The sequence below is a fragment of the Phenylobacterium sp. genome (assembly GCF_046290725.1).
Lineage (GTDB): Bacteria > Pseudomonadota > Alphaproteobacteria > Caulobacterales > Caulobacteraceae > Phenylobacterium.
Genome location: NZ_JBKBUH010000001.1, coordinates 545,396 through 566,348 on the forward strand (window position 1 = coordinate 545,396; position 20,953 = coordinate 566,348).

Below are 20,953 nucleotides of genomic sequence, written 5' to 3' on the forward strand. Positions count from 1 at the left end.
CGAGGACAAGGGAACGCCATCTGTGCGCTCAATGGAAGTCCCGGCTGCGCACCAGATTGCCGGTGACGCGGCTGCGCACCTGGAGGCCGGGACTGGCTTCCTCGTCCTTCATGGCGGCGGTCAGGTGGGAGAGGTCCGTGAACCGCTCGGCCACCACGTGGATGACGTCCCCTTCCCGCTGCAGCTGACCGTGCACCACCACGAAGCCGGCTGTCATGATCAGCCGGCGGTTGGCGGCGAAGACGTCCTTCCAGACCACGATATTGGCGACGCCGGTCTCGTCCTCCAGGGTCATGAAGGTGACCTCCTTGGCCGTGCCGGGCCGCTGGCGCACCAGGACGAGGCCGCCCACCGACAGCCGGCGGCGGTCGCGCATGGCGGCGAGCGACCGAGCGGGAACGGCCTTAAGCTTCTCGAGCTGCGGGCGGAAGAAGGCGCAAGGATGAGCCTTCAGCGACAGGCGGGTGGTGCGGTAGTCCTCCGCCACCTGCGCCGGCAGGGCCATCAGGGGCAGCTCCACCTGCACCTCGCGCCCGGCGCGGCCGGCGATCAGCGGGGCGTCCCGGTCGGCCATGGCCTCGCCGGCCAGGCCCTTGACCGCCCATAGGGCCTGGCGCCGGGAAAGCCCCAGGCCGGCGAAGGCGTCCGCCTCGGCCAGCAGCTCCATGGCCCGGCGCGGCAGACCGCGGGCGAAGGCTTCGAGGCTTCGCGCCCCGGCGGCCCGCAGCGCCGCCAGCCGCTTGGCGTCGTCGTCCTTGAAGCCCTTGATCTGGCGCAGGCCCAAGCGCACGGCGCGCAGGCGCTTTCCTGGCAAGGGCTCCAGCGTGCAGTCCCAGTCGCTGGCCAGCACGTCGGGCGGGCGCACCTCCACCCCATGCTCGCGCGCGTCACGCACCAGCTGGGCCGGCTGGTAAAAGCCCATGGGCTGGCTGTTCAGCAGCGCCGCGCAGAAGGCGTCGGGCCAATGCTTCTTCACCCAGGCCGAGGCGTAGACCAGCAGGGCGAAGCTGATGGCGTGGCTCTCCGGAAAGCCGTAGGAGCCGAACCCCTCGATCTGCTTGAAGCAGCGCTGGACGAAGGCCGGGTCGTAGCCGCGCGATTCCATGCCCTCGATGAACTTGCGCTCGTACTCGCCCACATTGCCGTGGTGGCGGAAGGTGGCCATGGAGCGGCGCAGGCCGTCGGCGTCGTCGTCGGAAAACTTCGCCGCCTCGATGGCGATGCGCATGGCCTGTTCCTGGAAGAGCGGCACGCCCAGGGTCTTGCCCAGGATCTTTTCCAGTTCGTCCTGCGGGTGGTCCGGGCCGGGGCGCGGATAGTCGACCGGCTCGATCCCGTCGCGCCGCTTCAGATAGGGATGGACCATGTCGCCCTGGATCGGCCCGGGGCGGACGATCGCCACCTCGATCACCAGGTCGTAGAACTTCTTCGGCCTCAGCCGGGGCAGCATGGACATCTGGGCCCGGCTCTCCACCTGGAAGACGCCGATGGAATCGGCCCGCGAGAGCATCTCGTAGACGGCCGGATCCTCCTGGGGGATGTGGGCGATGTCCTCGATCTTCCGGCCCACCGCCGCCTCGGGAATCATCTCGAAGCTCTTCCTCAGGGCGGTCAGCATTCCGAGCGCCAGGACGTCCACCTTCATCAGGCCCAGCGCATCGATGTCGTCCTTGTCCCACTCGATGAAGGTGCGCTCGTCCATGGCCGCATTGCCGATGGGCACGGTTTCGTCCAGCCGGCGCTTGGTCAGGACGAAGCCGCCGACGTGCTGGGACAGGTGGCGCGGAAAGCCGAGCAGCTGGTCGGCCAGGCTCACCGCGCGGCGGATCTCGGGATTGGCCGGGTCGAGACCGGCCTGGCGCACATGGTCCTCGGGCAGGCCGGAGCCCCAGCTGCCCCAGACGGTGTTGGCGAGCGCCGCGGTGATGTCCTCGGTCAGGCCCAGCGCCTTGCCCACCTGGCGGATCGCCATGCGCGGGCGGTAGTGGATGACGGTGGCGACGATGGCGGCGCGGTCGCGGGTGTAGCGGCGATAGACGTACTGCATCACCTCCTCCCGCCGCTCGTGTTCGAAATCCACGTCGATGTCGGGGGGCTCGCCGCGCTTTTCGGAGATGAAGCGCGAGAACAGCAGATCCTGGTCGTCCTTGGTGGGGTCCACCGCCGTCACGCCCAGGCAGAAGCAGACGCAGGAATTGGCCGCCGAGCCGCGACCCTGGCAGAGGATCTTCTCTTCGCGCGCCCAGTGGACGATGTCGTGGACGGTGAGGAAATAGTTGGCGAAGCCCAGCTTCTCGATCAGGTCGAGCTCGTGCTCGAGGGTCCGGCGCTCCTTCTCGCCCATCCCTTTCTCGAACCGCCACTTGGCGCCTTCCCAGGTGAGGTCGCGCAGGTGCTGGATCGCCGTCTTGCCCGGCGGCACCGGCTCGTCGGGATATTCGTAGCGGAGCTGGGACAGGTCGAAGTCGATCTGCTCGGCGATCTCGACGCTGCGCTCCACCGCCCCGGGAAAGCGGGCGAAGAGGCGGGCCATCTCCTCGGGCGCCTTCAGGTGCCGCTCGGCGTTGGCGGCCAGGCGCAGGCCGGCCTCGTGGATCGTGCATTTCTCGCGGATGCAGGTGAGCACGTCCTGCAGCGGCCGCCGCTCCGGCCCGTGGTAGAGCACGTCGTTGACCGCCACCATGGGCGCGCCGCACCGCTCGGCCAGGACCGACAGCTTCGAGAGCCGGTGCAGGTCGCGGGCGCCGTAGCCGCGGGCGGCCGCCAGCCAGATCGAACCGCGCAAGGCCCCGGCCATGGCCCGCAGCCGAGCCTCGAAAACCTCGTCCAGCCGCGCCGGCGGGACCACTAGGACGAGCTGCCCCTGCGCGTGGGAAAGGAAATCATCCCAGTGCAGCTCGCATTCGCCCTTGTCCGCGCGGCGCTGGCCGAGGGTGAGCAGGCGGGTCAGGCGGCCATAGGCCTCCCGGTCGGTGGGATAGCAGAGCAGGCTGGGCGTCCCGTCGGCGAAGTCCAGCCGGCACCCGGTGAGCGCCCTGATCGTGGAGCCGCCCGCCTGCAGCTTCCTCGCCTCGGACCAGGCGCGCACCACTCCGGCCAGGCTGTTGCGGTCGACGATCCCGATCGCCTCCATCCCCAGGGCGGCGGCGGCCATCACCAGCTCCCCCGGATGCGAGGCGCCGCGCAGGAAGGAGAAGTTGGTGGTCGCCTGCAGCTCGGCGTAGCGGGTCATCCGAACACTCCGTGCAGGAACCACCGGGCGTTTTCGCCGGCGCGATAGAGACCCTCGCGATAGACCCAGAACCGCGCCCCGTCCTGGTCCTCCACCCGGTAGTAGTCGCGCACCTCGTCCACCCGCACCGTGTCGATGTCAGGCTTGCGCCACCATTCGGCGCCGATCCGCTCCGGCCCCTCGGCGTGGCGCACGCGATAGGTGCGCTTGCGCCAGCGGAACTGGCGGGGCGGGTCGTCGGGGGTAAGGGCGGTCACCGCCTCCAGCGGCTCGGGCCGGCGGAACAGGCGCAAGGGCCGCGGCGCCTCGGGGTCCCAGCTTCCAAAGCCGGGCGACAGCGGCGCGGCGGGGGCGGCCGACTGTTCGGGAATGTGGCTCTCCACGGGGCGGGCCTTCCACACCCGGTCCTCGCCCAGGCGGTTGGCCAGGCGGTCCACCAGGGGGGCGAGGCCTTCCTCGGGCGCGGCCTCGCGCAGGGCGTCCAGCCGGACCTGCCGGCCGGCCAGGGGCTCCACGGCCTCCGCGCTGATCGTCACGACCTCGATTCCGAAGCCGGGGTCCACGGTCTCCAGCTTGGGCGCGAACAGCTTGGCGATGCGCTGCGGATCGCGGCCGGCCAGAGCCAGGCCGACCGTCAGGGGGATTGACCGGCCGTCCACCCGGTGGAAGCCGAGCTCGAACCGGCGGGCGCCCCGGCCCTCCTGTTCCAGCCGCGCGCAAAGCTTGGCGGCCACGTCCAGGGTGACCCGCTGCAGGTCCTCCGGCGCGCTGATCGGCTCGAAGAAGGCGAGCCTGGCGAACCACGGCGTGGGCGGCCGGCGGAAGATGAGAGCCTCCTCGACCCGGCCGAGCGCCTGGTCCAGGCGCGTCAGGGCGTGCGGCCCGAACCGGCGGCCGAGCGGCGCCCGGGGCAGGTCCAGGATCTGGGCCAGCCGGCGCAGGCCCAGCCGCTCCATCTGGGCGGCGGCTTCCGGATCCAGCCGCAGGGCGGCGGGGGGCAGGGGCGCCAGCAGGGCGGCCTGGCCCCCGGGGGGCGCCAGGATCTCCGTTCCCCGCGCATGGTGGGCGAGCGCCCAGGCGGCCCCGGCGGTGTCGGCCACGGCGCAGCGGAAGAAGAGCCCGTTGCGCGCCAGCCGCTGGCGGAAATCCGCGACCAGCTCGGCCTCGCCGCCCCACAGATGGGCGACGCCCTCGATGTCCAGGAACAGGCCGTCGGGCGGATCGGCCGCCACGGCGGGGGAAAAGCGCACGCACCAGTCGACCAGGGCGGTCAGGGCCGCCGCGTCCGCTTCCGGCTCGGCTTCGGCGGTGGCCAGGTCTGGCGCCAGGGCCAGGGCGTCGGTCGCCTTCTGGCCGGGAAAGAGGCCAAGCTCCGCCCCCCGCCGGTCGACGGCGAACAGCCGCCGCACCCCCCGCTCGGTCTCGATCAGGGCGAAGGGACTAGGCGGACAGTCGGACGGGTTGCGTCGGCGCCAGTTCGCGATCGCCCAGTTCGGCGACCAGGCGCAGAGGATGCGCGCCATCTTTCGTCTCCCAGCTATAGGCGCTCGCCGCCTCCATCAGCCACGCTCCCGGCCGTCCGCCCCGGCAGCGCTCCAGCTCCGCCCGCCAGCGCGGCGCGCCCAGACCGAACTCGCCCAGGCCCGGCTCGCTGGGGGCCGGGGCGATCTTCCAGCGGGTGGCGGCGGCCGAACCGGAGGGGGTCTTGCGGCCTTCCCCGCCATAGGGCCGTCGGCGGACGATGAAGCCGGTGGCGCCGTGTTTCTCGCAGGCCAACTGCAGCCGGCGGCCGGCCGTCAGGTCCACGGCCTCGGCCTCGGCGAAGACGGCGGCCACCCCGACGGCGGAGAGGGCGTCCTCGGCGGCGGCCAGGGCCTCGGCCTCGTCGCGGACGCAGACCTGGATCAGCCGCTCGGCGGGAAAGCCCAGGCCCGCCAGGCCGGGGGCGAACAGGTCGTCGCGGCGCAGGATCCACACCGCCTCGCCTTGGCGCGCCAGAGGCGCGGCCAGCAGGGCGGCGAAGGCGGCGGGGGCGGCGCAGGTCTCGGCCTCCATCCCCTCGCCGCCGAACTCGTGCCATTGGCCAAGCGGCAGGCCGCCGCCGGAGAAGCAGCGATCCAGCCGCGGATCGCCGAGGGGAAGGGATTCGGAGTCCGACCGTCCGCCCGCCTCGAGGGCGGCGATCTTCGCCTTGAGGGCGGCGAACCGCCCATCGCGAAAACCGGACATGGCTTTTCCAAACTCCTTGTTCTTCTTTTGTTCTAGATTTGAGGGCGGAAGAGTCAAGCACGCTACGGTGGAGTCGGTTCCGGAGTTTCTTGACCCCCGCCCTCGCCCCGGCGAATCCTCTGCGTCACACCACAAGGGGGGAGCGGCCATGCTGCGGATCGGCGCGTTCGTGTTCGGCCTTCTGCTGGCGGGGGCCTGCCAGGCTCAGCCGGTCAAGATCCAAGTCGAGAGCGGCGTCCTGGTGGGAAGCGCCAGCGAAACGGCCCACGTCTTCCGCAACATCCCCTTCGCCGCCCCGCCTGTGGGCGAGCTGCGCTGGGCGGCGCCGAAGCCGCCGCTCGCCTGGGAGGGCGAGCGCGAGGCCACCACAAAAGGCCCCTCCTGCCCCCAGCCGATGAACCCGGACGGATCGCCCAATTCCGGGGGCGCCAACGGCCCGGTCAGCGAGGACTGCCTGCAGCTCAACATCTTCGCGCCGAAGGACGCCAGGAAGGCGCCGGTCATGGTCTGGATCCACGGGGGCGGCCATCGCACCGGCGCGGGCTGGGTCTATGATGGCTCGGCCTTCGCCCGCGACGGGGTGGTGCTGGTCTCCATCAACTACCGCCTGGGGCCGCTCGGCTATTTCGCCCATCCGGCCCTGACGCGCGAGGCGGGGGCCGAGCCCACCGGCAACTATGGCCTGATGGACCAGATCGCCGCCCTGGAATGGGTGCAACGGAACATCGCGGCCTTCGGCGGCGACCCGAAGAACGTCACGGTCTTCGGCGAAAGCGCGGGCGGCATGTCGATCCTGGCGCTCATGACCACCCAGAAGGCCCGGCCCCTGTTCAGGAAAGCCATCGTTCAGTCGGGCGGCGGCTGGTTCCCGCCCTCGAGCCTGCAAGCTCAGGAAGCCAAGGGCGCGAAGCTGGCCGAGGAGCTGCGCCTGGCCGGCGCCGAGGCCAGCGTCCAGGACCTGCGCAAGCTGCCCGCCTCGATCCTGATCGCCCGGGCGGGCGGTGATTTCGGCCCCTTCGTGGACGGCAAGCTGATGACCGAGACTCCCACCCAGGCCTTCGCCGCCGGTCGCGCCTATGACGTCCCCCTCATCATCGGGGCCAATTCCGGCGAGGATTCCCTGCTGGGCGCCTGGCGTGCGGAGATGGCCGCCGCCATCCCGCAGGCCGCCAGGGCCGTCTATGCCGAAGAGGCTGCCGAGGGCGACGAAGCCCTGGGCCGCGCGGTGTTCGGAGATCGCATCATGGTGGCGCCGGCCCGCTGGATCGCCGCCAAGGCCTCGGCCGGAAAGCCCGCCTGGCTCTACCACTTCTCCTATGTCGGCCACCGATTCCGCCCGGCGATGACGCGCGCCGCCCACGCCGCGGAGATCCAGTACGTCTTCGAATACTGGGGCCGGCGCACCCCGATGAGCATGGTCTCCGACGAAGACCGCGCGATGGCGGGCCTGATGCACGCCTGCTGGGTCGCCTTCGCCAAGGCTGGCGCCCCGAAATGCGGCGGTACGGAATGGCCCGCCTATTCTCCCCGCACCGACCAGCTCATGGAGTTCGGCTCGCCCAGCGGGGTGCGCCAGGGCTTCCGCAAGAGCCGACTGGACGCCATGGAGACCGCCGTCCTGCCCGGCCTCGCCGTCGGTGCGAACTGAATCGGCGCAGGGGGCGTTTCCGGACTCTGGATGAAGCCGGAGTCTCGTCGTCATGGCCACCCGCCCCACTTGGCAAGGCTATCTGCGCCTCTCGCTCGTGAGCTGTCCGGTGGCGCTCTACACCGCCACTTCGCGCTCTGGCGACGTGCACTTCAACATGCTGCACAAGACCACCCACAACCGCATCCGGATGATCCCCACCGATCCGGAGACCGGGCCGGTGGACCGCTCGGAGATCGTCAAGGGCTACGAGATCGAGAAGGGCCGCTACGTCGTCGTCACCGACGAGGAGATCAAGAACGTCCGGCTGGAGACCACCCGGACCATCGACATCGAACGCTTCGTCGACGAGGCCGAGATCGACCGCCTCTACTGGAACGATCCCTATTTCCTGGCCCCGGACGGTGAGATGGCGGTGGAGGCCTTCACCGTCATCCGCGAGGCCATGTCCAAGGCGGGCAAGGTGGCGCTCGCCCGGGTGGTGATGCACCAGCGCGAGCGCCTTCTGGCCTTGGAGCCGCGGGGGCGCGGCCTCCTCACCTACACTCTGCGCAACAACCGCGAGGTCCGCGATCCCGATACGGTGTTCGGGAACATTCCCGAGGCGAAGCCGGACGCCAAGATGGTCGACATCGCCGCCCGGATCATCGAGCAGCAGGAAGGCCCGTTCGACCCGAGCGAGTTCAACGACCGCTACGAAGACGCCCTGCGCGCCCTCATCAAGGAAAAGGAGAAGCAGGGCGGCCGGAAGGTGAAGGCGCCGGAGCCCAAGGAGGCCGAGGTCATCGACCTGATGGAGGCCCTGCGGCGCAGCCTGGGCGACGGCGGCGGCGCCCGACGCAAGCCTGCGAGCCGCGCCAAGAGCCCGGCCCGCAAGCCCACCGCCAAGAAGGCCGCGCCGCGAAAGAAGGCCTCCTGATCTACTGGAACAGGCCGGCGATCACCGAGGCGATCAGACCCGTGGTCGCGCCGGTCAGCATCACGTCGTTGTCGACCCGAGTGTAGTAATAGCCGGGCGGGGGCGGAGGCAGGCGGTAATAACGGTAATCCACCCGGTACTGCGGCGCCCTATAGGCCGCCGGCAAGGTATGGCCGGGCCGCCACGCCTGATAGTGATAGCCGGCCGGCCGCTGATAGGCGGGCGCGCGATAGCGGCGTTCGGCCTTGCGGATCGCCTGCTGGTACTGGCGCTCGGCCTTGCGCATATCGCGCTCATACTGCCGTTCGGCCTGGCGCAGGTCGCGGTCGTAGCGGTAGGGCTGAGCGCTGGCGGCGCCGGCGCCGGCGACCACCGAAAGCGCCACGGCGGCGGTGAGCAGCTTCTTCATCTGGATCCTCCTTCGCATTCGGAGGGATCCTGCCCGGCCGCGCCTGAGCCCGGCCTGAACCGCAAACGTCAGGCGAGGTTCATGTCCGGGGCGGCTTCGTGGCGAAAGGCTTCAGCCCAGTCGCTTGATGGCCGGCGCCAGCGGCCGCTCGGCCTCCGTATAGCCGACCCAGGCCTTGGTCTTCTTGAGCAGACCAGGCGCCGTACGGACGGTGTAGCGCTTGGGATCGAGGCCCGACCGCACCTGGCTCCAGGTCAGCGGGAAGGACACTGTCGCCCCCTCCCGCGCGCGCGGCGAGAGCGGCGCCACGGCCGTCGACATGCGGTCGTTGCGCAGATAGTCGAGGAAGATCCGCCCTTCCCGCAGCTTCTTCGACATGTTCACCACATAGCGATCCGGCTCGTCGGCGGCGATGGCCTCGCACAACCGCTTGGCGAAGGCCTTGGCCGTGGGCCAGTCCAGGCCGCCGCGGCCGGGCTTGGCGAGCGGCGTGACCACGTGCAGCCCCTTGCCGCCGGTGGTCTTGCAGAAGGCCGCGAGGCCCAGCTCCTCCAGCCGCGCCTTCACCGCCTTGGCGGCGGCGATCACGTCGTCGAAGTCCACGCCAGGCCCTGGATCGAGATCGAAGACCAACCGGCCCGGCGTCTCCGGATCGTGCGGCCGGCAGTTCCAGGGATGAAATTCCACCGCCGCGATCTGGGCCATGGCCGCCAGCCCCTCGATACGGTCGATCTGCTGATAGGGCTTGTGATCGCCGAACACCTTCACCTGGGCGATCAGGTTCGAGGCGCCCTTGCCGGCGTGGCGCTGGAAGAACCGCTCCCCGCCGACCCCGTCCGGCATGCGCACCGTCGAGCACGGGCGCCCCTCGATATGCTGCATCATCCAGGGGCCCACCGCCTCCAGATAGCGGGCGAGGTCGAGCTTGGCCACGGGGGCCGGATCGTCGGCCGAGCGCGGCCAGAGCGGTTTGTCCGGACTAGAGATCGTCACGCCCATCACCACCGGATCGGCTGTCTTCTGTCCGGTCCGGGGGCGAGGCTTGGGTCGGGCGAGTTCGGCTTCCTCCGCCGGCTCTGGCGTCTCGGCCTCCACCTCTTCGGCGGGCTTGTCGGCGCGCAGGCCCTTGAACGCCGCCTGGCGCACATTGCCGCCGCCGGTGAAGCCGGCGAACTCGATCTCGGCCACCAGCTCGGGCTTGGCCCAGTGCATCTTCGGCGAGCGGCGCGGAGTGTTCGGGCCCGTGAAGGGGCTCTTGTCGGTCTCCAGGGCCCGCAGCCTGGGCAGCACCTCGCCCACCACGCCGCGGCCGAAGCCCGTGCCCACCCGGCCCACATGGATCAGCTTGCCGTCGCGATGGACGCCCACCAGCAGCGAGCGCAGCTGGCCGGCTTCGCCGGTCCAGCCGCCGATCACCACCTCGTGCCCGGCGCGGCACTTGGACTTGGTCCAGGTCTCGGTCCGGCCGGAGCGGTAGGGCGCGTCGAGCCGCTTGGAAATGATGCCCTCCAGCGACATGCGGCAGGCCGAGCGCAACACGGCGTCGCCCGCCGTCTCGAAGTGCTCCACATAGCGTAGCCGCGGATCGCCCAGATCTTCCAGCAGCGGCTTCAGCGCCGCCTTGCGTTCGCTCAAGGGCAGGTTCCGCAGGTCGCGCCCTTGTGAGAACAGGAGGTCGAAGATGAAGAAGACGATGGCTTCGCTTTCGCCTTCGGACAGCGCCGCCTGCAGGGCGGCGAAGTCGGGCGAGCCGTTGTGGTCCAGCACCACCGCCTCGCCGTCATAGAGGCCGTCGGGCAGGTGCGAGCCGGCCTCGGCCACGGCCTGGAATTTGGCGGTCCAGTCCAGGCCCTTGCGGGTCTTGAGCCGCGCCTCCCCGCCCTCGACGCGCAGCTGCAGGCGATAGCCGTCGAACTTCACCTCGTGCCCCCAGCCGGCGCCCGGCGGGGGCCGGTCGACCAGCTTGCAGAGCTGCGGCGGCACGAAGCCCGGCAGGGCGGCGGCCTTGGCCGACTTGGGCCGGGGCGCAGGCTTCGGCTCCGACGGCTTGTCGTTCGCCGCCTTGCTGTTCCAGACGGCGTCGGCGGAGGGGCCGCGGCCGGTCGCCATGAACGGCTTGGGCGCCCTGCCCTTGCCGGCGGCGATGGTCTCCATGTCGCGGCCGGAGGCGACCGATGCGGCGTTCTCCTCGAGCAAGGCGTCGCCGTCGCCGTCGCGGGCGTGTTCGTCGCGATGCTTGATCAGCAGCCAGTTGTTGCGCTTGCCGCGCTCGCGATCCCGCTTCATCCGGACCAGGACGAAGCCGCCGTGCAGGCGCTCGCCCTCGAGGACGATCTTCAGGTCGCCCTTGCGCAGGCCCTCATGCGCATCGGTCCCCGGCTCCGGCGCCCAATAGCCGCGATCCCACAGCATGACCGTGCCGCCGCCGTACTGGCCCTTGGGGATGGTGCCTTCGAAATCGCCGTAGCCGAGCGGGTGATCCTCCACCTCCACGGCCAGGCGCCGGTCATGCGGATCGAGGGACGGTCCCTTCGTCACCGCCCAGGACTTGAACACCCCGTCCAATTCGAGCCGGAAGTCGTAGTGGAGCCGTGTGGCCGCGTGCTTCTGGATCACGTAGCGGAGGCGCTTGACCGGCTTCACCTGCTCCTGGCCCGTCGGCTCCGCCGTTCGGCTGAAGTCGCGCATCGACCGGTAGCGGGCGAGCTTGTTCGCCATAAGAGCCCTCTTCGTTGGCCGGCGCGGCGCTCCGGCCTTCCAGCGCGCGCACGAAGGCGTCGCGCCAGGCGGTCACGTCCTCGCGCCGGACGTTGTCGAAGAGAGCGCGCCAACGGGAGATTCGCTCCGAAAGGTCCATGGAAAGCGCCGCCTTCAGGGCGTCGGCGATCTCGTCGGGGCTGTTGGGATTGACCAGCAGGGCCGATTTCAGCTGCTGGGCCGCGCCGGCGAAGCGCGACAGCACCAGCACCCCGGGGTCTTCGGGGTCCTGCGCCGCCACGAACTCCTTGGCCACCAGGTTCATCCCATCGCGCAGCGGCGTCACCAGCCCTACCCGGGCGACGCGATAGACCCCGGCCAGCTCGTCGCGGCGATAGTTGCGATTGACGTAGCGCACCGGGTTCCAGTCGATATCGGCATATTCGCCGTTGATCCGGCCCGAGAGCGAGTCCAGCCGGGCGCGGATCTCCTGATAGGCCTCCACGCCTTCGCGGCTGACCGGAGCGATCTGCAGCATCAGCACATCGCGACGCAGGTCGGGATTGTCGGCCAGGAACTTCTCGAAACCGAGGAACCGCTCCTCCAGGCCCTTGGAATAGTCCAGCCGGTCCACGCCGACGATCAGCTGCCGGAAGGCGGTGTGCGCGGCCATGATGTCGTAGGTGCGCCAGGCGCGCTCGCTGGCCGCCATCCGGGCGAAGTCTTCGGCGTCGATGCCGATGGGGAAGGCGCCCACCTGGAGCGTGCGGCCGAAAGCCCGCACCGCGCCGGGTCCGACCACGGCTCCGCCGATCTCGTTCAGCACGTATTCCTCAAAGGCCTGGCGATGCTCGGCCGTCTGGAAGCCCACGAGATCGTAGTGGAAGAGCCCGCCGACCAGCTCGCGGTGGCGCGGCAGGGTCGAGACCAGCTGATGGGCCGGCCAAGGGATGTGCAGGAAGAAGCCGATGCGGTTCTTCACCCCGAGCCGGCGAAGCTCCCGGGCCAGGGGGATCAGGTGATAGTCGTGCACCCAGACCACGTCGTCGGGCTCGATCAGCGGGCGCAGCACCTGGGCGAAGCGCATATTGACCCGTTCGTAGCCCTCGCCGAACGAGCGGTCATACGCGGTCAGGTCCTGGCGGTAGTGGAACAGCGGCCAGAGCGTCTTGTTGGCGTAGCCGTTGTAGTATTCCTGAAGGTCCGCCTCCTCCAGGTCGACCGTTGCGACGGTCACGCCCTCGGCGCGCTGCATGGAGATCTGGCCGGTGAATTCCGGCGTGGTCCTGCCGCTCCAACCGAACCAGAGGCCGGAATATTCCCGCAGCGCCGCGGCCAGCGCCATGGCCAGGCCGCCGACGCTCTCGTCGCCCAGGCCCGTCGGCGGGCTCACGCGGTTGGAGACGACGATCAGGCGGTTCATCGCGCCGCCTCCTCCAGCCAGTCCAGCACTGCGGCGACATTCTCCATGCGATAGCTCGCCGTGGTCCGGCGGAGGGGGCCGACCAGGATCCCGTAGCCGCCGAGCGCGCGCACGGCGAAGAAGCCGTGTTCGTCGGTCAGGTCGTCGCCAAGAAAGACGGGAGCCGCGCCGGCGAACGGCGCTTCCGCCATGAATTGGCGGATGGAGTCGCCCTTGCTGGCGCCGGGCGTGCGCAGCTCGGCCACCATGTCGCCCGGCTGGTGGGCGAGCCCCGTCTCGCGCGCCAGGCCCTCGACCAGGTCGCGCGCCGCCTGGCCGCGGTGGGACGCCAGCCGGTAGTGAAGGGTCAGGCTCAGCCCCTTGTCCTCCACCAGCAGGCCCGGATCGTCGGCGACGAATGCGCGGAGCGCCGAGCGCGCTTCGTCGAGGCGCGGATGGGGCGGCGCTTCCCGCACGCGCCCGCGGGCGTCGCGCCGCACCAGGCCGTGCACCGCAGCGACGGCGATCACCCGCCCTTCCAGGATATGGTCGATCTCATGCAGCGGCCGGCCGCTCACCACCGCCAGGCGGCCCTCCAGCCGGTCGGTCAACCGCTCCAGAAGATCCGTGCGACGGGGATCGGGCCGCACGTCCTGCGGCCGCGCCACGATCGGCGCCAAGGTTCCATCCAGGTCGAGGAACAGAGCGGTCCTGTCGAGATCCAGCGGCCTCGGCGGATGATCCAGCCCCGTCTGCAACTCTGCGATGTTCATGAAAAGTCCTCGCCCCTTAAGCCCGTTACAAACGTCCGGGCGGTCGGTTCGATCCCGACGACGGCCGGAACCGGTGGGTAGGTCTTGACGTAACACGCCCGAACACCGCTATGGGCCGCTCCGACCCCGCTCTCTCGAAAAGGTGACCGCGATGGCAGATCCGACGCCCGCCGACGTGATCGTTCTATTCGGAGGCACGGGCGATCTCGCCCAGCGGATGCTGTTCCCTTCGCTCTATTTCCTCGACGCCGACGGCTTTCTGGCCGAGCCCTTCCGGATCGTCGCGACGGCCCGGGCGGAGATGGATCGCGCGGCCTTCGTCGACCAGGTGCGCAGCGCAGTGGCGGCGCGGGCCGAGCCGGAAGGCCTGGACGCGGCCGTCTGGGACCGGTTCGCCGCCCGCCTCGACTATGTCGGCGCCGACGCCACGACGCCGAAGGGCGCCGAGGCCCTGAAGGCCGCGCTGAACGGCGCGCGCACGCCCATCTTCTATCTGGCGCTTTCGCCCAGCCTTTATCCGTCCGTCTGCCAGGCCCTGGGCGAGACCGGCCTTGCCTCGCCGCAGTCGCGGATCGTGCTGGAAAAGCCCATCGGCCATGACCTGGAAAGCTCGCGCGCCACCAATCGCGCGGTTGGCGAGGTGTTCGACGAGGAGCGGATCTTCCGGATCGACCACTATCTCGGGAAGGAGACGGTGCAGAACCTCATCGCCCTGCGCTTCGCCAACACCCTGTTCGAGCCGCTCTGGAACAACCTGACCATCGACCACGTCCAGATCACCGTCGCCGAAACCGAGGGGGTGGGCGACCGCTGGCCCTATTACGACGAATACGGCGCCCTGCGGGACATGGTGCAGAACCACATGCTCCAGCTGCTCTGCCTGGTGGCCATGGAGCCGCCGTCGGACATGGAGCCGGACTCCGTGCGCAACGAAAAGGTCAAGGTGCTGCGCTCGCTGCGCCCGGTCACCCGCGCCGACGCCCAGGCCGTCAGCGTGCGGGGTCAGTACGTGGCCGGCGTCGTGGAGGGCAAGACCGCCGCCGGCTATCCGGAGGAACGCGGCCAGGCCTCAGACACCGAGACCTTCGTCGCCCTGCGCGCCGACATCGACAATTGGCGCTGGGCCGGCGTGCCGTTCTTCCTGCGCACGGGCAAGCGCCTGCCCGAGCGGCGCACCCAGATCGCCATCCAGTTCAAGCCGGTGCCGCACTCCATCTTCGGCGGCTCGGCCAAGGAAGACCTCGCCGCCAACCGGCTGGTCATCGACCTGCAGCCGGACGAGGACATCGAACTGCTCCTGATGAACAAGGCGCCGGGGCTGTCGGAGGCCGGCATGCGGCTGCAGTCGCTGCCGCTGTCGCTGTCGCTGGCCAAGGCCTATTCGGGCCCGAACGCCCGCCGCCGCATCGCTTACGAGCGGCTGATCCTCGACGTCATCGGCGGCAACTCCACCCTGTTCGTCCGCCGCGACGAGGTGGAGCGGGCCTGGGAATGGATCGACGGCGTCGCCGCCGCCTGGCGGGAGTCCCAAATGGCGCCCAAGCCCTACGCCGCCGGCGCCTGGGGTCCGGCCGGCGCCTTCGCCCTCATCGAGCGCTCCGGCCGCGCCTGGTACGACTGATTTCCTATTCCTCTCCCGTTTCGCCAGGGCGATCGCATGAAATCTCCCTCTCCGCACCGCGGGAGAGGGGAGAAGAGACGCTCGCCCACATGCGATTGCCCTAAACACTTCGCAGGGAGGAATAGGAAGCGGCGGCTCAGCTACACGGCCCCGCCTCGCCCTCGGTCAGGTCGATCCGGAAGCATTGGCGTTCGCCGGTCTCGCAGTCCTCCAGCATCACCTGGATCTCGCCGTCCTCGTCGGCGGGCGGACGCCAGCGCTCGACGAATTCGAAGGCCGCGTCCTCGAAGCTGACGCCGTGCACCTCATGGCATTCCGCATGGACCTCGTCGGCGGCGTGGGCGGAGAAGCGGCGGAGCTGGGCGGCGGGGTTCATGGGCGGTCTCCTGCATCGGGCCTGCGGAACAACGTCCCCGCCGCCGAAAGGATTCACCGCACCGAGGCCCAAGGGCGCGACAGCATCATGGCGCAGTTGATCAGCCCCACCAGGGAATAGGTCTGCGGGTAGTTGCCCCACAGCTCGGCCCCGTCGAAGGCCATGTCCTCCGAGAGCAGGCCGGCGGCCGTGCGCCGGCCCAGCATCTCAACGAACAGCTCCCGCGCCTCGTCCGAACGGCCTGAGAGATGCAGCACCTCGATCAACCAGAAGGTGCAGATGTTGAACGCCGTCTTCGGCTCGCCGAAATCGTCCGGCAGGGCGTAGCGCAGCATGTAAGGACCACGGCGAAGGCCCTTCTCCACCGCCGCGATGGTGGCGGCCATCCGCGGATCGTCCGGTGAAACGAAGCGCACGTCGACCATCTGCAGCAGGGAGGCGTCGAGCGTGTCCCCGTCGAAGACGGCGGAATAGCGCCCGAGCTCGGCGTTCCAGGCCCGCGCCTCGACGGTTCGGCGCACGACGTCGGCCCGCCGGTTCCAGTATTCGGAGCGGTCAGAGAGCCCAAGCTTGGCCGCGGCGTTGCCCATCCGGTCGCAGGCCGCCCAGCACATCACCGCCGAATAGGTGTGAGTCGCCTCGCGCCCACGGAACTCCCACAGGCTGGCGTCGGGCTTGTCGTGCAGCTCGAAGGCCCGTTCGGCGACCGGCTCCAGGGCATAGAAGTCCTGGGCCGTAGCCGGCCGAAACAGCCGCTCGTCGAAAAAGGCCTGCACGGTCGACAGGACGATCTGTCCGTAAACGTCGTGCTGGAAGTGCTCGTGCGCCTGGTTGCCGATCCGCACCGGCCCCATGCCGCGATAGCCGGGCAGGTGCGGCGCGATGCTCTCCGTCAGGTCGGCTTCCATGCCCACGCCGTAGAGCGGCTGTATGTGGCCGCCCTTCGACAGGTCGACGATGTTGCGCAGGTAGGCGAGGTAGTTTTCCAGGAGGTCGGCGGCGCCCAGGCGGTTCAGCGCCTGGACCACGTAATAGGCGTCCCGCAGCCAGCAGTACCGGTAGTCCCAGTTGCGGCCGCTCTCGGCGTGCTCGGGAATGGAGGTGGTCAGGGCCGCGACGATCGCGCCGGTCTCCTCGTAGGCGCAGAGCTTCAAAGTGATCGCCGACCGGATCACCGGCTCCTGCCATTCCAGCGGAACCGACAGCGTCCGCACCCAGGCGCGCCAGTAGTCGGTGGTCTCGCGCAGCATCCGCTCGCAGGTGGCGGCGATGTCGGCGTCCAGCCCCTCGTCGGGACCGAGGAACATGGCGATCGGCCGCTCCAGCCGAAACACCCGCTCGTCCTCGATATGGCTGACGGGCGCGTCGGTGGACAGGCGCAGGTTCATGTCCCTGCAGAGATAGCGCAGGTGGTTGGAGCCGGACGTGTGCTCCGCCGGCCGCTCCCCCCAATTGGTCATCGGCCGCATGCGGATCCGGACGCGCGGGGCGCCTTCCACCGGCCGGATCAACCGAATAAACGCTAGGGGCCGGTAGACCCGGCCGAACTGCCGGTAACGCGGGGCGAAATCGATCACCTCCACCGTCGCGCCGCGGGCGTCGGCGATCTCGGTCGAGAGAATGGGGGTGTTGCGCAGATAGCTCTGGCGGATCGAGACCTGGTCCTCGACCTCGACGGCCCACACGCCCTGGACGTCCGGGTCCTCGTCGGGATCGCGGCCGCCGAGCAGGGCGCAGAACATCGGATCTCCGTCTACCCGGGGCGAACAGGCCCAGACGAACCGCCCGGCGCGGTCGATCAGCGCGCTGGCCGAGCAGTTGCCGATCGGGAACAGGTCCAGGCTCTGCGTCATTCCGTCTTGCCCCCTCTTCTCGGATGGCGGCGCGGCCGCCCGCCTGCGTTGCGTCATGACTGGCCGCTAGAACGCCGATAGGTAAGCTTCGATCCGACTCGCGCCAAGGCGATGCGCCAGGCTCGGGTTCGGCAGTCAGGAGTAAACACCGATGATCCGCGCCCGCCGCGCCCGCATTGTCGCCACCTTGGGACCCGCCAGCCGCGCGGCGGGCAAGGTGAAAGCGCTGGCCGAGGCGGGCGCGGACGTGTTCCGGGTCAATTTCAGCCACGGAACGCACGAGGACCACGCACTGACCATCGCCAACGTGCGGGCCGCCGAGCGAGCGCTGGGCCGGCCCCTGGCGGTGCTGGCCGACCTGCAGGGGCCGAAGATCCGGCTGGGCGTGTTCGCCGACGGGGCGGTGCGGCTGAAGCCCGGGCAGGACTTCCGCCTCGACCGCGACCCGACCCCGGGCGACGCCTCGCGCGTGCAGGTGCCCCTGGCCGAGGTGTTTCAGGCGCTGAAGCCCGGCGCCGACGTCCTGCTCGACGACGGGCGCGTGCGACTGCGGGTGCGCCGCTGCGGCCCTGACTTCGCCGAAACCGAGGTGGTCTCGGGCGAAGCGCTCTCCAATCACAAGGGCCTCAACCTCCCGCAACTGGCCATTCCGGTGCCGGCCCTGACCGCCAAGGACCGGGCCGACTTGGCCTTCGCCCTTTCCGAAGGGGTGGACTGGGTGGCGCTGTCCTTCGTCCAGCGCGCCTCCGACATGGCCGAGCTGCGCGCGATCGTGCAGGGCCGCGCGGGCGTGCTGGCCAAGATCGAAAAGCCCGCCGCCCTGGAGGCGCTGGACGAGATCCTCGACCTTTGCGAGGCGATCATGGTGGCGCGCGGCGATCTGGGCGTGGAACTGGCGCCGGAGGACGTGCCGGTGGTGCAGAAGGCGCTGATCCGGGCCGCCCGCACCCGCGGACTGCCGGTGATCGTGGCGACCCAGATGCTGGAATCCATGATTCACGCGCCGACCCCCACCCGTGCGGAAGCCTCCGACGTGGCCGGCGCGGTCTATGAAGGCGCCGATGCGGTGATGCTGTCGGCCGAGACGGCGGCCGGCGCCTATCCGCTGGAAGCGGTGTCGATGATGGACCGCATCCTGACCCGCGTGGAACGCGATCCGCGCTGGCCGGAGCTGATGCGCGCGGAATATCCGGTGGAGGACGCCGACGCCGACGCCCTCGTCGCCGCCGCCCGCCGCGCGGCCGAGGCCGCCTCCACCGCCTGCCTCACGGCTTTCACCACGACCGGCCAGACGGCCCTGCGCCTAGCCCGCGAACGGCCCTTGCAGCCGACGCTCGCCCTCACTCCCAATCTCGCCGCGGCCCGCAAGCTGGCGCTCGCCTGGGGGGTGGAGCCGCGGGTCATCCCGCCCCTGCACGATCCGGAAGACCTCGCCCGCGTCGCGGTCGAGGAAGCCGTCGCCGCCGAGTTGGCGGCGCCCGGTCAACGGGTGCTGATCCTGGCCGGCCTGCCGATGGGCTCGCCCGGCGCGGCCAACATCCTGCGCCTGGCCCACGCCCCCCGCCGCTGAGGCGCGATTCAAAGGCTTGAGCGCGTTGCGATCGCCCAACCGGCTTCCACGTCTGCGGAACGCACTCTACCGCACCCGCACGGGCACCTCGGAGTCGCCGGAGGCGTGAACCTCCACCCGAGCGCCTTGCTGCTCGAAGGCCAGGTCGATCCGCCGGCCGTTCACCCGCAGGCCGGCGACCCGCAGGTGATCGATGCCGATCGGCAGCCGCGGGTCGGCGATATCCACCAGGGGCCGCGAGCCGTCCACGGTGATTCCGATGCAGGCCTGCAGCGCCATGAACACCGAACCGGCCGCCCAGGCCTGGGGCAGGCAGGCCACCGGATAGGCCACGGGCGGCTCGCCCGCCTGGCGCGGGAAGCCGCAGAACAGCTCCGGCAGGCGCATGTCGAACCGGCTGGCGGTCTCGAAAAGGCCCGAGGTCAGCCGCAGCACGCCCGCCCGCTCGCCGTAGCGGGAGAGTCCCAGGGTGCAGATCGCGGTGTCGTGCGGCCAGACCGAGCCGTTGTGGTAGCTCATCGGGTTGTAGCGCGCCTCGCCCTCCGCCAGGGTCCGCAGGCCCCATCCGGAGTTGAACGGGCCGGTCAGCAGGCGCTGGGCCACCTTGCGCGCCCGGTCGCGGCGCGGGAGGCCCGAGAACAGCAGGTGCCCGGGATTGGTCGAGAGCACCCGGCAGAGCGCCCCGTCGCCGTCGAGCGCGATGCCGTAGAAGCCCCGGTCTTCCATCCAGAAGCGCGCCTCGACGGCTTCGCGCAGGCGCTCGGCGCGGCGTTTCCAGCGCTCGGCGTTGTCCGGTTCGCCCCGGTGCTCGGCCAGCTGGGCCATGGTCCGGAAGGCGGCGAAGGCGTAGCCCTGCACCTCCACGAGCGCGATCGGCCCCTTCGGGAACCGGCCGTCGGCGTGGAAGACCGAGTCCTCGGAATCCTTCCAGCCCTGGTTGGCGAGACCCGACTCCTGGCCGCGCTGATAGGCGACGAATCCCTCCGGATGGGAATCCACGTGCCTTTCGATCCAGCCGGTGGCGGCCAGCAAGGCCGGCCACAAGGCGTCGATGAGGGCGTGATCGCCGGTCCGTTCCACATAGGCGCCGGCCAGCGCCACGAACAGCGGCGTGGTGTCGACGCCGCCGTAATAGCGGCCGAACGGCACCTCGCCCATCACCGCCATCTCGCCCTTGCGGGTCTCGTGCATGATCTTGCCGGGCGAGGAATCGCGGAAGGCGGAGACCTCCTCGGCCTGGTGCGCGGCCAGATAGGTCAGAACCCCCCGCGCCAGGGACGGCTCGAACCAAAGGATCTGCCAGGCGGTGACGATCGCGTCGCGCCCGAAGGCGGTGGAGAACCAGGGAATCCCGGCATAGGGATAGGGTCCGGTCTCCATCTGGGTGGTCAGGAGGGCCAGGTCCGAGCGGGATTTCTCCAGCCACTCGTTGAACAGCCGCCCGGAGGAGCGCAGCCTGGCGCCGTGCCGGCGGCGGCGGCGCATGTCCCACCGCGCGCAGGCGGCGGCGTGCCGGAACCGCTCCCGCGTGGGGATGTGCCCGCCCTGGCCGCCCACCTCGATGAACAGCTCCAGCTGGCCTTCCGGCTGCAGGGAGTACATGAACTCCGCCCGGTCGGAAGACAGCCGCCCCGGCGGGTCGGAGAAGGCCACGACGCAAGCCCGCTCGGCCCCGTCCAGCCCCACATAGCGGAACCGCACGCTGCGGCCGTCCATCTCCGGCGGATGCCGCAGGCCGCGGCTCTGCCGCCGCATGCCGCGCACCTCGAACATGTCGCAGAAGTCGGCCGCATACTCCACGAGCAGCGGCAGCAGGACGAGGTCGCGGCTGTAGTTCACGCAGCGGATGCGCTCGTAGAGCCGCTCCTCCCACAGGAACCGCTTGCGCTCCACGTGCAGCACGCCCGGCGGCCCCACGCGCCCCCCCGGATAGGGCAAGGCCTGGTTGGTGCCGTTGTGGGTGAAGAAGACGTTGTCCTGCGAGATCGCCGCGGAGAGCAGCGACGGCGCCTTGCCGCCCAGGCGCACCCGGAAGCGCGAGAGGATTCGAGTGTCGTTGTGGAACAGCCCGTCGCCGGCGCCGACGATGTCCCCGAAGGAATCGGCCACCACGAAGGTGTCGCGGTCCTTCAGGGCGTAGAGTCGCCACGGCGTACGCGGTTCGCCGGTTTCCCCGAGATCGACGGGAGCCTCCGGCGCCGGCGCCAGATCGTCCATGCTTACC

General features: G+C 70.2%; 13 protein-coding genes and 1 pseudogene. 4 read left to right on the forward strand and 10 right to left on the reverse strand.

All coding sequences use genetic code 11. The annotated features are described in order from the left end of the window. Window positions 1-28 precede the first annotated feature (28 nt). The 3 genes from ACK41C_RS02930 to ACK41C_RS02940 are packed head-to-tail and all read right to left on the reverse strand — an operon-like array spanning window position 29 to window position 5,461. The gene (locus ACK41C_RS02930; RefSeq protein ID WP_409650308.1) at window positions 29-3,232 is read right to left on the reverse strand and encodes an error-prone DNA polymerase; all 3,204 of its coding nucleotides are present in this window, start codon (window positions 3,230-3,232) and stop codon (window positions 29-31) included. Beyond that, on the reverse strand, window positions 3,229-4,755 hold the full coding sequence (locus tag ACK41C_RS02935; protein WP_409650311.1) for a DUF6504 family protein: 1,527 nt from the start codon (window positions 4,753-4,755) through the stop codon (window positions 3,229-3,231). Before ACK41C_RS02935 ends, ACK41C_RS02930 begins: the two co-directional genes overlap by 4 nt. Beyond that, the gene (locus ACK41C_RS02940) at window positions 4,673-5,461 is read right to left on the reverse strand and encodes an ImuA family protein (RefSeq protein ID WP_409650314.1); all 789 of its coding nucleotides are present in this window, start codon (window positions 5,459-5,461) and stop codon (window positions 4,673-4,675) included. The genes ACK41C_RS02935 and ACK41C_RS02940 overlap by 83 nt, the downstream gene beginning before the upstream one ends. Before the next feature lie 148 nt (window positions 5,462-5,609). Between ACK41C_RS02940 and ACK41C_RS02945 the strand changes: the two genes are divergently transcribed. Then, window positions 5,610-7,109: a carboxylesterase/lipase family protein gene (locus ACK41C_RS02945; protein ID WP_409650317.1), complete on the forward strand. Its 1,500-nt coding sequence runs from the start codon at window positions 5,610-5,612 to the stop codon at window positions 7,107-7,109. Between the two features lie 52 nt (window positions 7,110-7,161). After that, window positions 7,162-8,028, forward strand: coding sequence for a Ku protein (locus tag ACK41C_RS02950; protein ID WP_409650320.1), 867 nt, complete (start codon window positions 7,162-7,164; stop codon window positions 8,026-8,028). Window position 8,029: 1 nt separating this feature from the next. Here ACK41C_RS02950 and ACK41C_RS02955 read toward each other — a convergent pair whose 3' ends face one another. The 4 genes and pseudogenes from ACK41C_RS02955 to otsB all read right to left on the reverse strand — a co-directional run bounded on the left by ACK41C_RS02955 (window position 8,030) and on the right by otsB (window position 13,309). After that, complete coding sequence (locus ACK41C_RS02955; protein ID WP_409650323.1) at window positions 8,030-8,437, reverse strand: RcnB family protein; 408 nt, start codon at window positions 8,435-8,437, stop codon at window positions 8,030-8,032. A 111-nt stretch (window positions 8,438-8,548) separates the two neighbouring features. Then, window positions 8,549-11,155 (reverse strand): DNA ligase D, encoded by a 2,607-nt coding sequence (gene ligD / locus ACK41C_RS02960; RefSeq protein ID WP_409650326.1) that lies wholly within the window; start codon window positions 11,153-11,155, stop codon window positions 8,549-8,551. A gap of 16 nt (window positions 11,156-11,171) precedes the next feature. Beyond that, window positions 11,172-12,557, reverse strand: a pseudogene (otsA, locus tag ACK41C_RS02965) (alpha,alpha-trehalose-phosphate synthase (UDP-forming)); the annotation flags it as partial. Further along, the gene (otsB, locus tag ACK41C_RS02970; RefSeq protein WP_409650329.1) at window positions 12,554-13,309 is read right to left on the reverse strand and encodes a trehalose-phosphatase; all 756 of its coding nucleotides are present in this window, start codon (window positions 13,307-13,309) and stop codon (window positions 12,554-12,556) included. The gene otsB and the pseudogene otsA, both read right to left, overlap by 4 nt. 151 nt (window positions 13,310-13,460) lie before the next feature. Between otsB and zwf the strand changes: the two genes are divergently transcribed. Further along, entirely contained in the window at window positions 13,461-14,930 is a 1,470-nt protein-coding gene (gene zwf, locus ACK41C_RS02975; RefSeq protein ID WP_409650332.1) for a glucose-6-phosphate dehydrogenase, read from the forward strand. Between the two features lie 136 nt (window positions 14,931-15,066). Here the strand turns inward: zwf and ACK41C_RS02980 are convergent, their stop codons facing one another. Both ACK41C_RS02980 and ACK41C_RS02985 read right to left on the reverse strand, forming a co-directional pair. Next, window positions 15,067-15,306: a DUF5961 family protein gene (locus ACK41C_RS02980; RefSeq protein ID WP_409650335.1), complete on the reverse strand. Its 240-nt coding sequence runs from the start codon at window positions 15,304-15,306 to the stop codon at window positions 15,067-15,069. A 53-nt stretch (window positions 15,307-15,359) separates the two neighbouring features. After that, on the reverse strand, window positions 15,360-17,159 hold the full coding sequence (locus ACK41C_RS02985) for a glycoside hydrolase family 15 protein (protein ID WP_409650338.1): 1,800 nt from the start codon (window positions 17,157-17,159) through the stop codon (window positions 15,360-15,362). Window positions 17,160-17,310: 151 nt separating this feature from the next. On the opposite strand from ACK41C_RS02985, the gene pyk reads away from it, so the two are divergent. Beyond that, window positions 17,311-18,729, forward strand: coding sequence for a pyruvate kinase (gene pyk / locus ACK41C_RS02990; protein WP_409650340.1), 1,419 nt, complete (start codon window positions 17,311-17,313; stop codon window positions 18,727-18,729). 66 nt (window positions 18,730-18,795) lie between these two features. Here the strand turns inward: pyk and ACK41C_RS02995 are convergent, their stop codons facing one another. Continuing rightward, the gene (locus ACK41C_RS02995; RefSeq protein ID WP_409650342.1) at window positions 18,796-20,946 is read right to left on the reverse strand and encodes a glycogen debranching N-terminal domain-containing protein; all 2,151 of its coding nucleotides are present in this window, start codon (window positions 20,944-20,946) and stop codon (window positions 18,796-18,798) included. Between the last annotated feature and the right edge of the window lie 7 nt (window positions 20,947-20,953).

What these genes read in the sequence shown, in the direction of transcription:
- pyk (WP_409650340.1), top strand. Translation starts at nt 17,311, where the DNA reads ATGATCCGCGCCCGCCGCGCCCGCATTGTCGCCACCTTGGGACCCGCC.
- ACK41C_RS02945 (WP_409650317.1), top strand. Translation starts at nt 5,610, where the DNA reads ATGCTGCGGATCGGCGCGTTCGTGTTCGGCCTTCTGCTGGCGGGGGCC.
- ACK41C_RS02980 (WP_409650335.1), bottom strand. Translation starts at nt 15,306, where the DNA reads ATGAACCCCGCCGCCCAGCTCCGCCGCTTCTCCGCCCACGCCGCCGAC.
- ACK41C_RS02935 (WP_409650311.1), bottom strand. Translation starts at nt 4,755, where the DNA reads ATGGCGCGCATCCTCTGCGCCTGGTCGCCGAACTGGGCGATCGCGAAC.
- ACK41C_RS02995 (WP_409650342.1), bottom strand. Translation starts at nt 20,946, where the DNA reads ATGGACGATCTGGCGCCGGCGCCGGAGGCTCCCGTCGATCTCGGGGAA.
- ACK41C_RS02985 (WP_409650338.1), bottom strand. Translation starts at nt 17,159, where the DNA reads ATGACGCAGAGCCTGGACCTGTTCCCGATCGGCAACTGCTCGGCCAGC.
- ACK41C_RS02955 (WP_409650323.1), bottom strand. Translation starts at nt 8,437, where the DNA reads ATGAAGAAGCTGCTCACCGCCGCCGTGGCGCTTTCGGTGGTCGCCGGC.
- ACK41C_RS02930 (WP_409650308.1), bottom strand. Translation starts at nt 3,232, where the DNA reads ATGACCCGCTACGCCGAGCTGCAGGCGACCACCAACTTCTCCTTCCTG.
- ligD (WP_409650326.1), bottom strand. Translation starts at nt 11,155, where the DNA reads ATGGCGAACAAGCTCGCCCGCTACCGGTCGATGCGCGACTTCAGCCGA.
- otsB (WP_409650329.1), bottom strand. Translation starts at nt 13,309, where the DNA reads ATGAACATCGCAGAGTTGCAGACGGGGCTGGATCATCCGCCGAGGCCG.
- ACK41C_RS02940 (WP_409650314.1), bottom strand. Translation starts at nt 5,461, where the DNA reads ATGTCCGGTTTTCGCGATGGGCGGTTCGCCGCCCTCAAGGCGAAGATC.
- zwf (WP_409650332.1), top strand. Translation starts at nt 13,461, where the DNA reads ATGGCAGATCCGACGCCCGCCGACGTGATCGTTCTATTCGGAGGCACG.
- ACK41C_RS02950 (WP_409650320.1), top strand. Translation starts at nt 7,162, where the DNA reads ATGGCCACCCGCCCCACTTGGCAAGGCTATCTGCGCCTCTCGCTCGTG.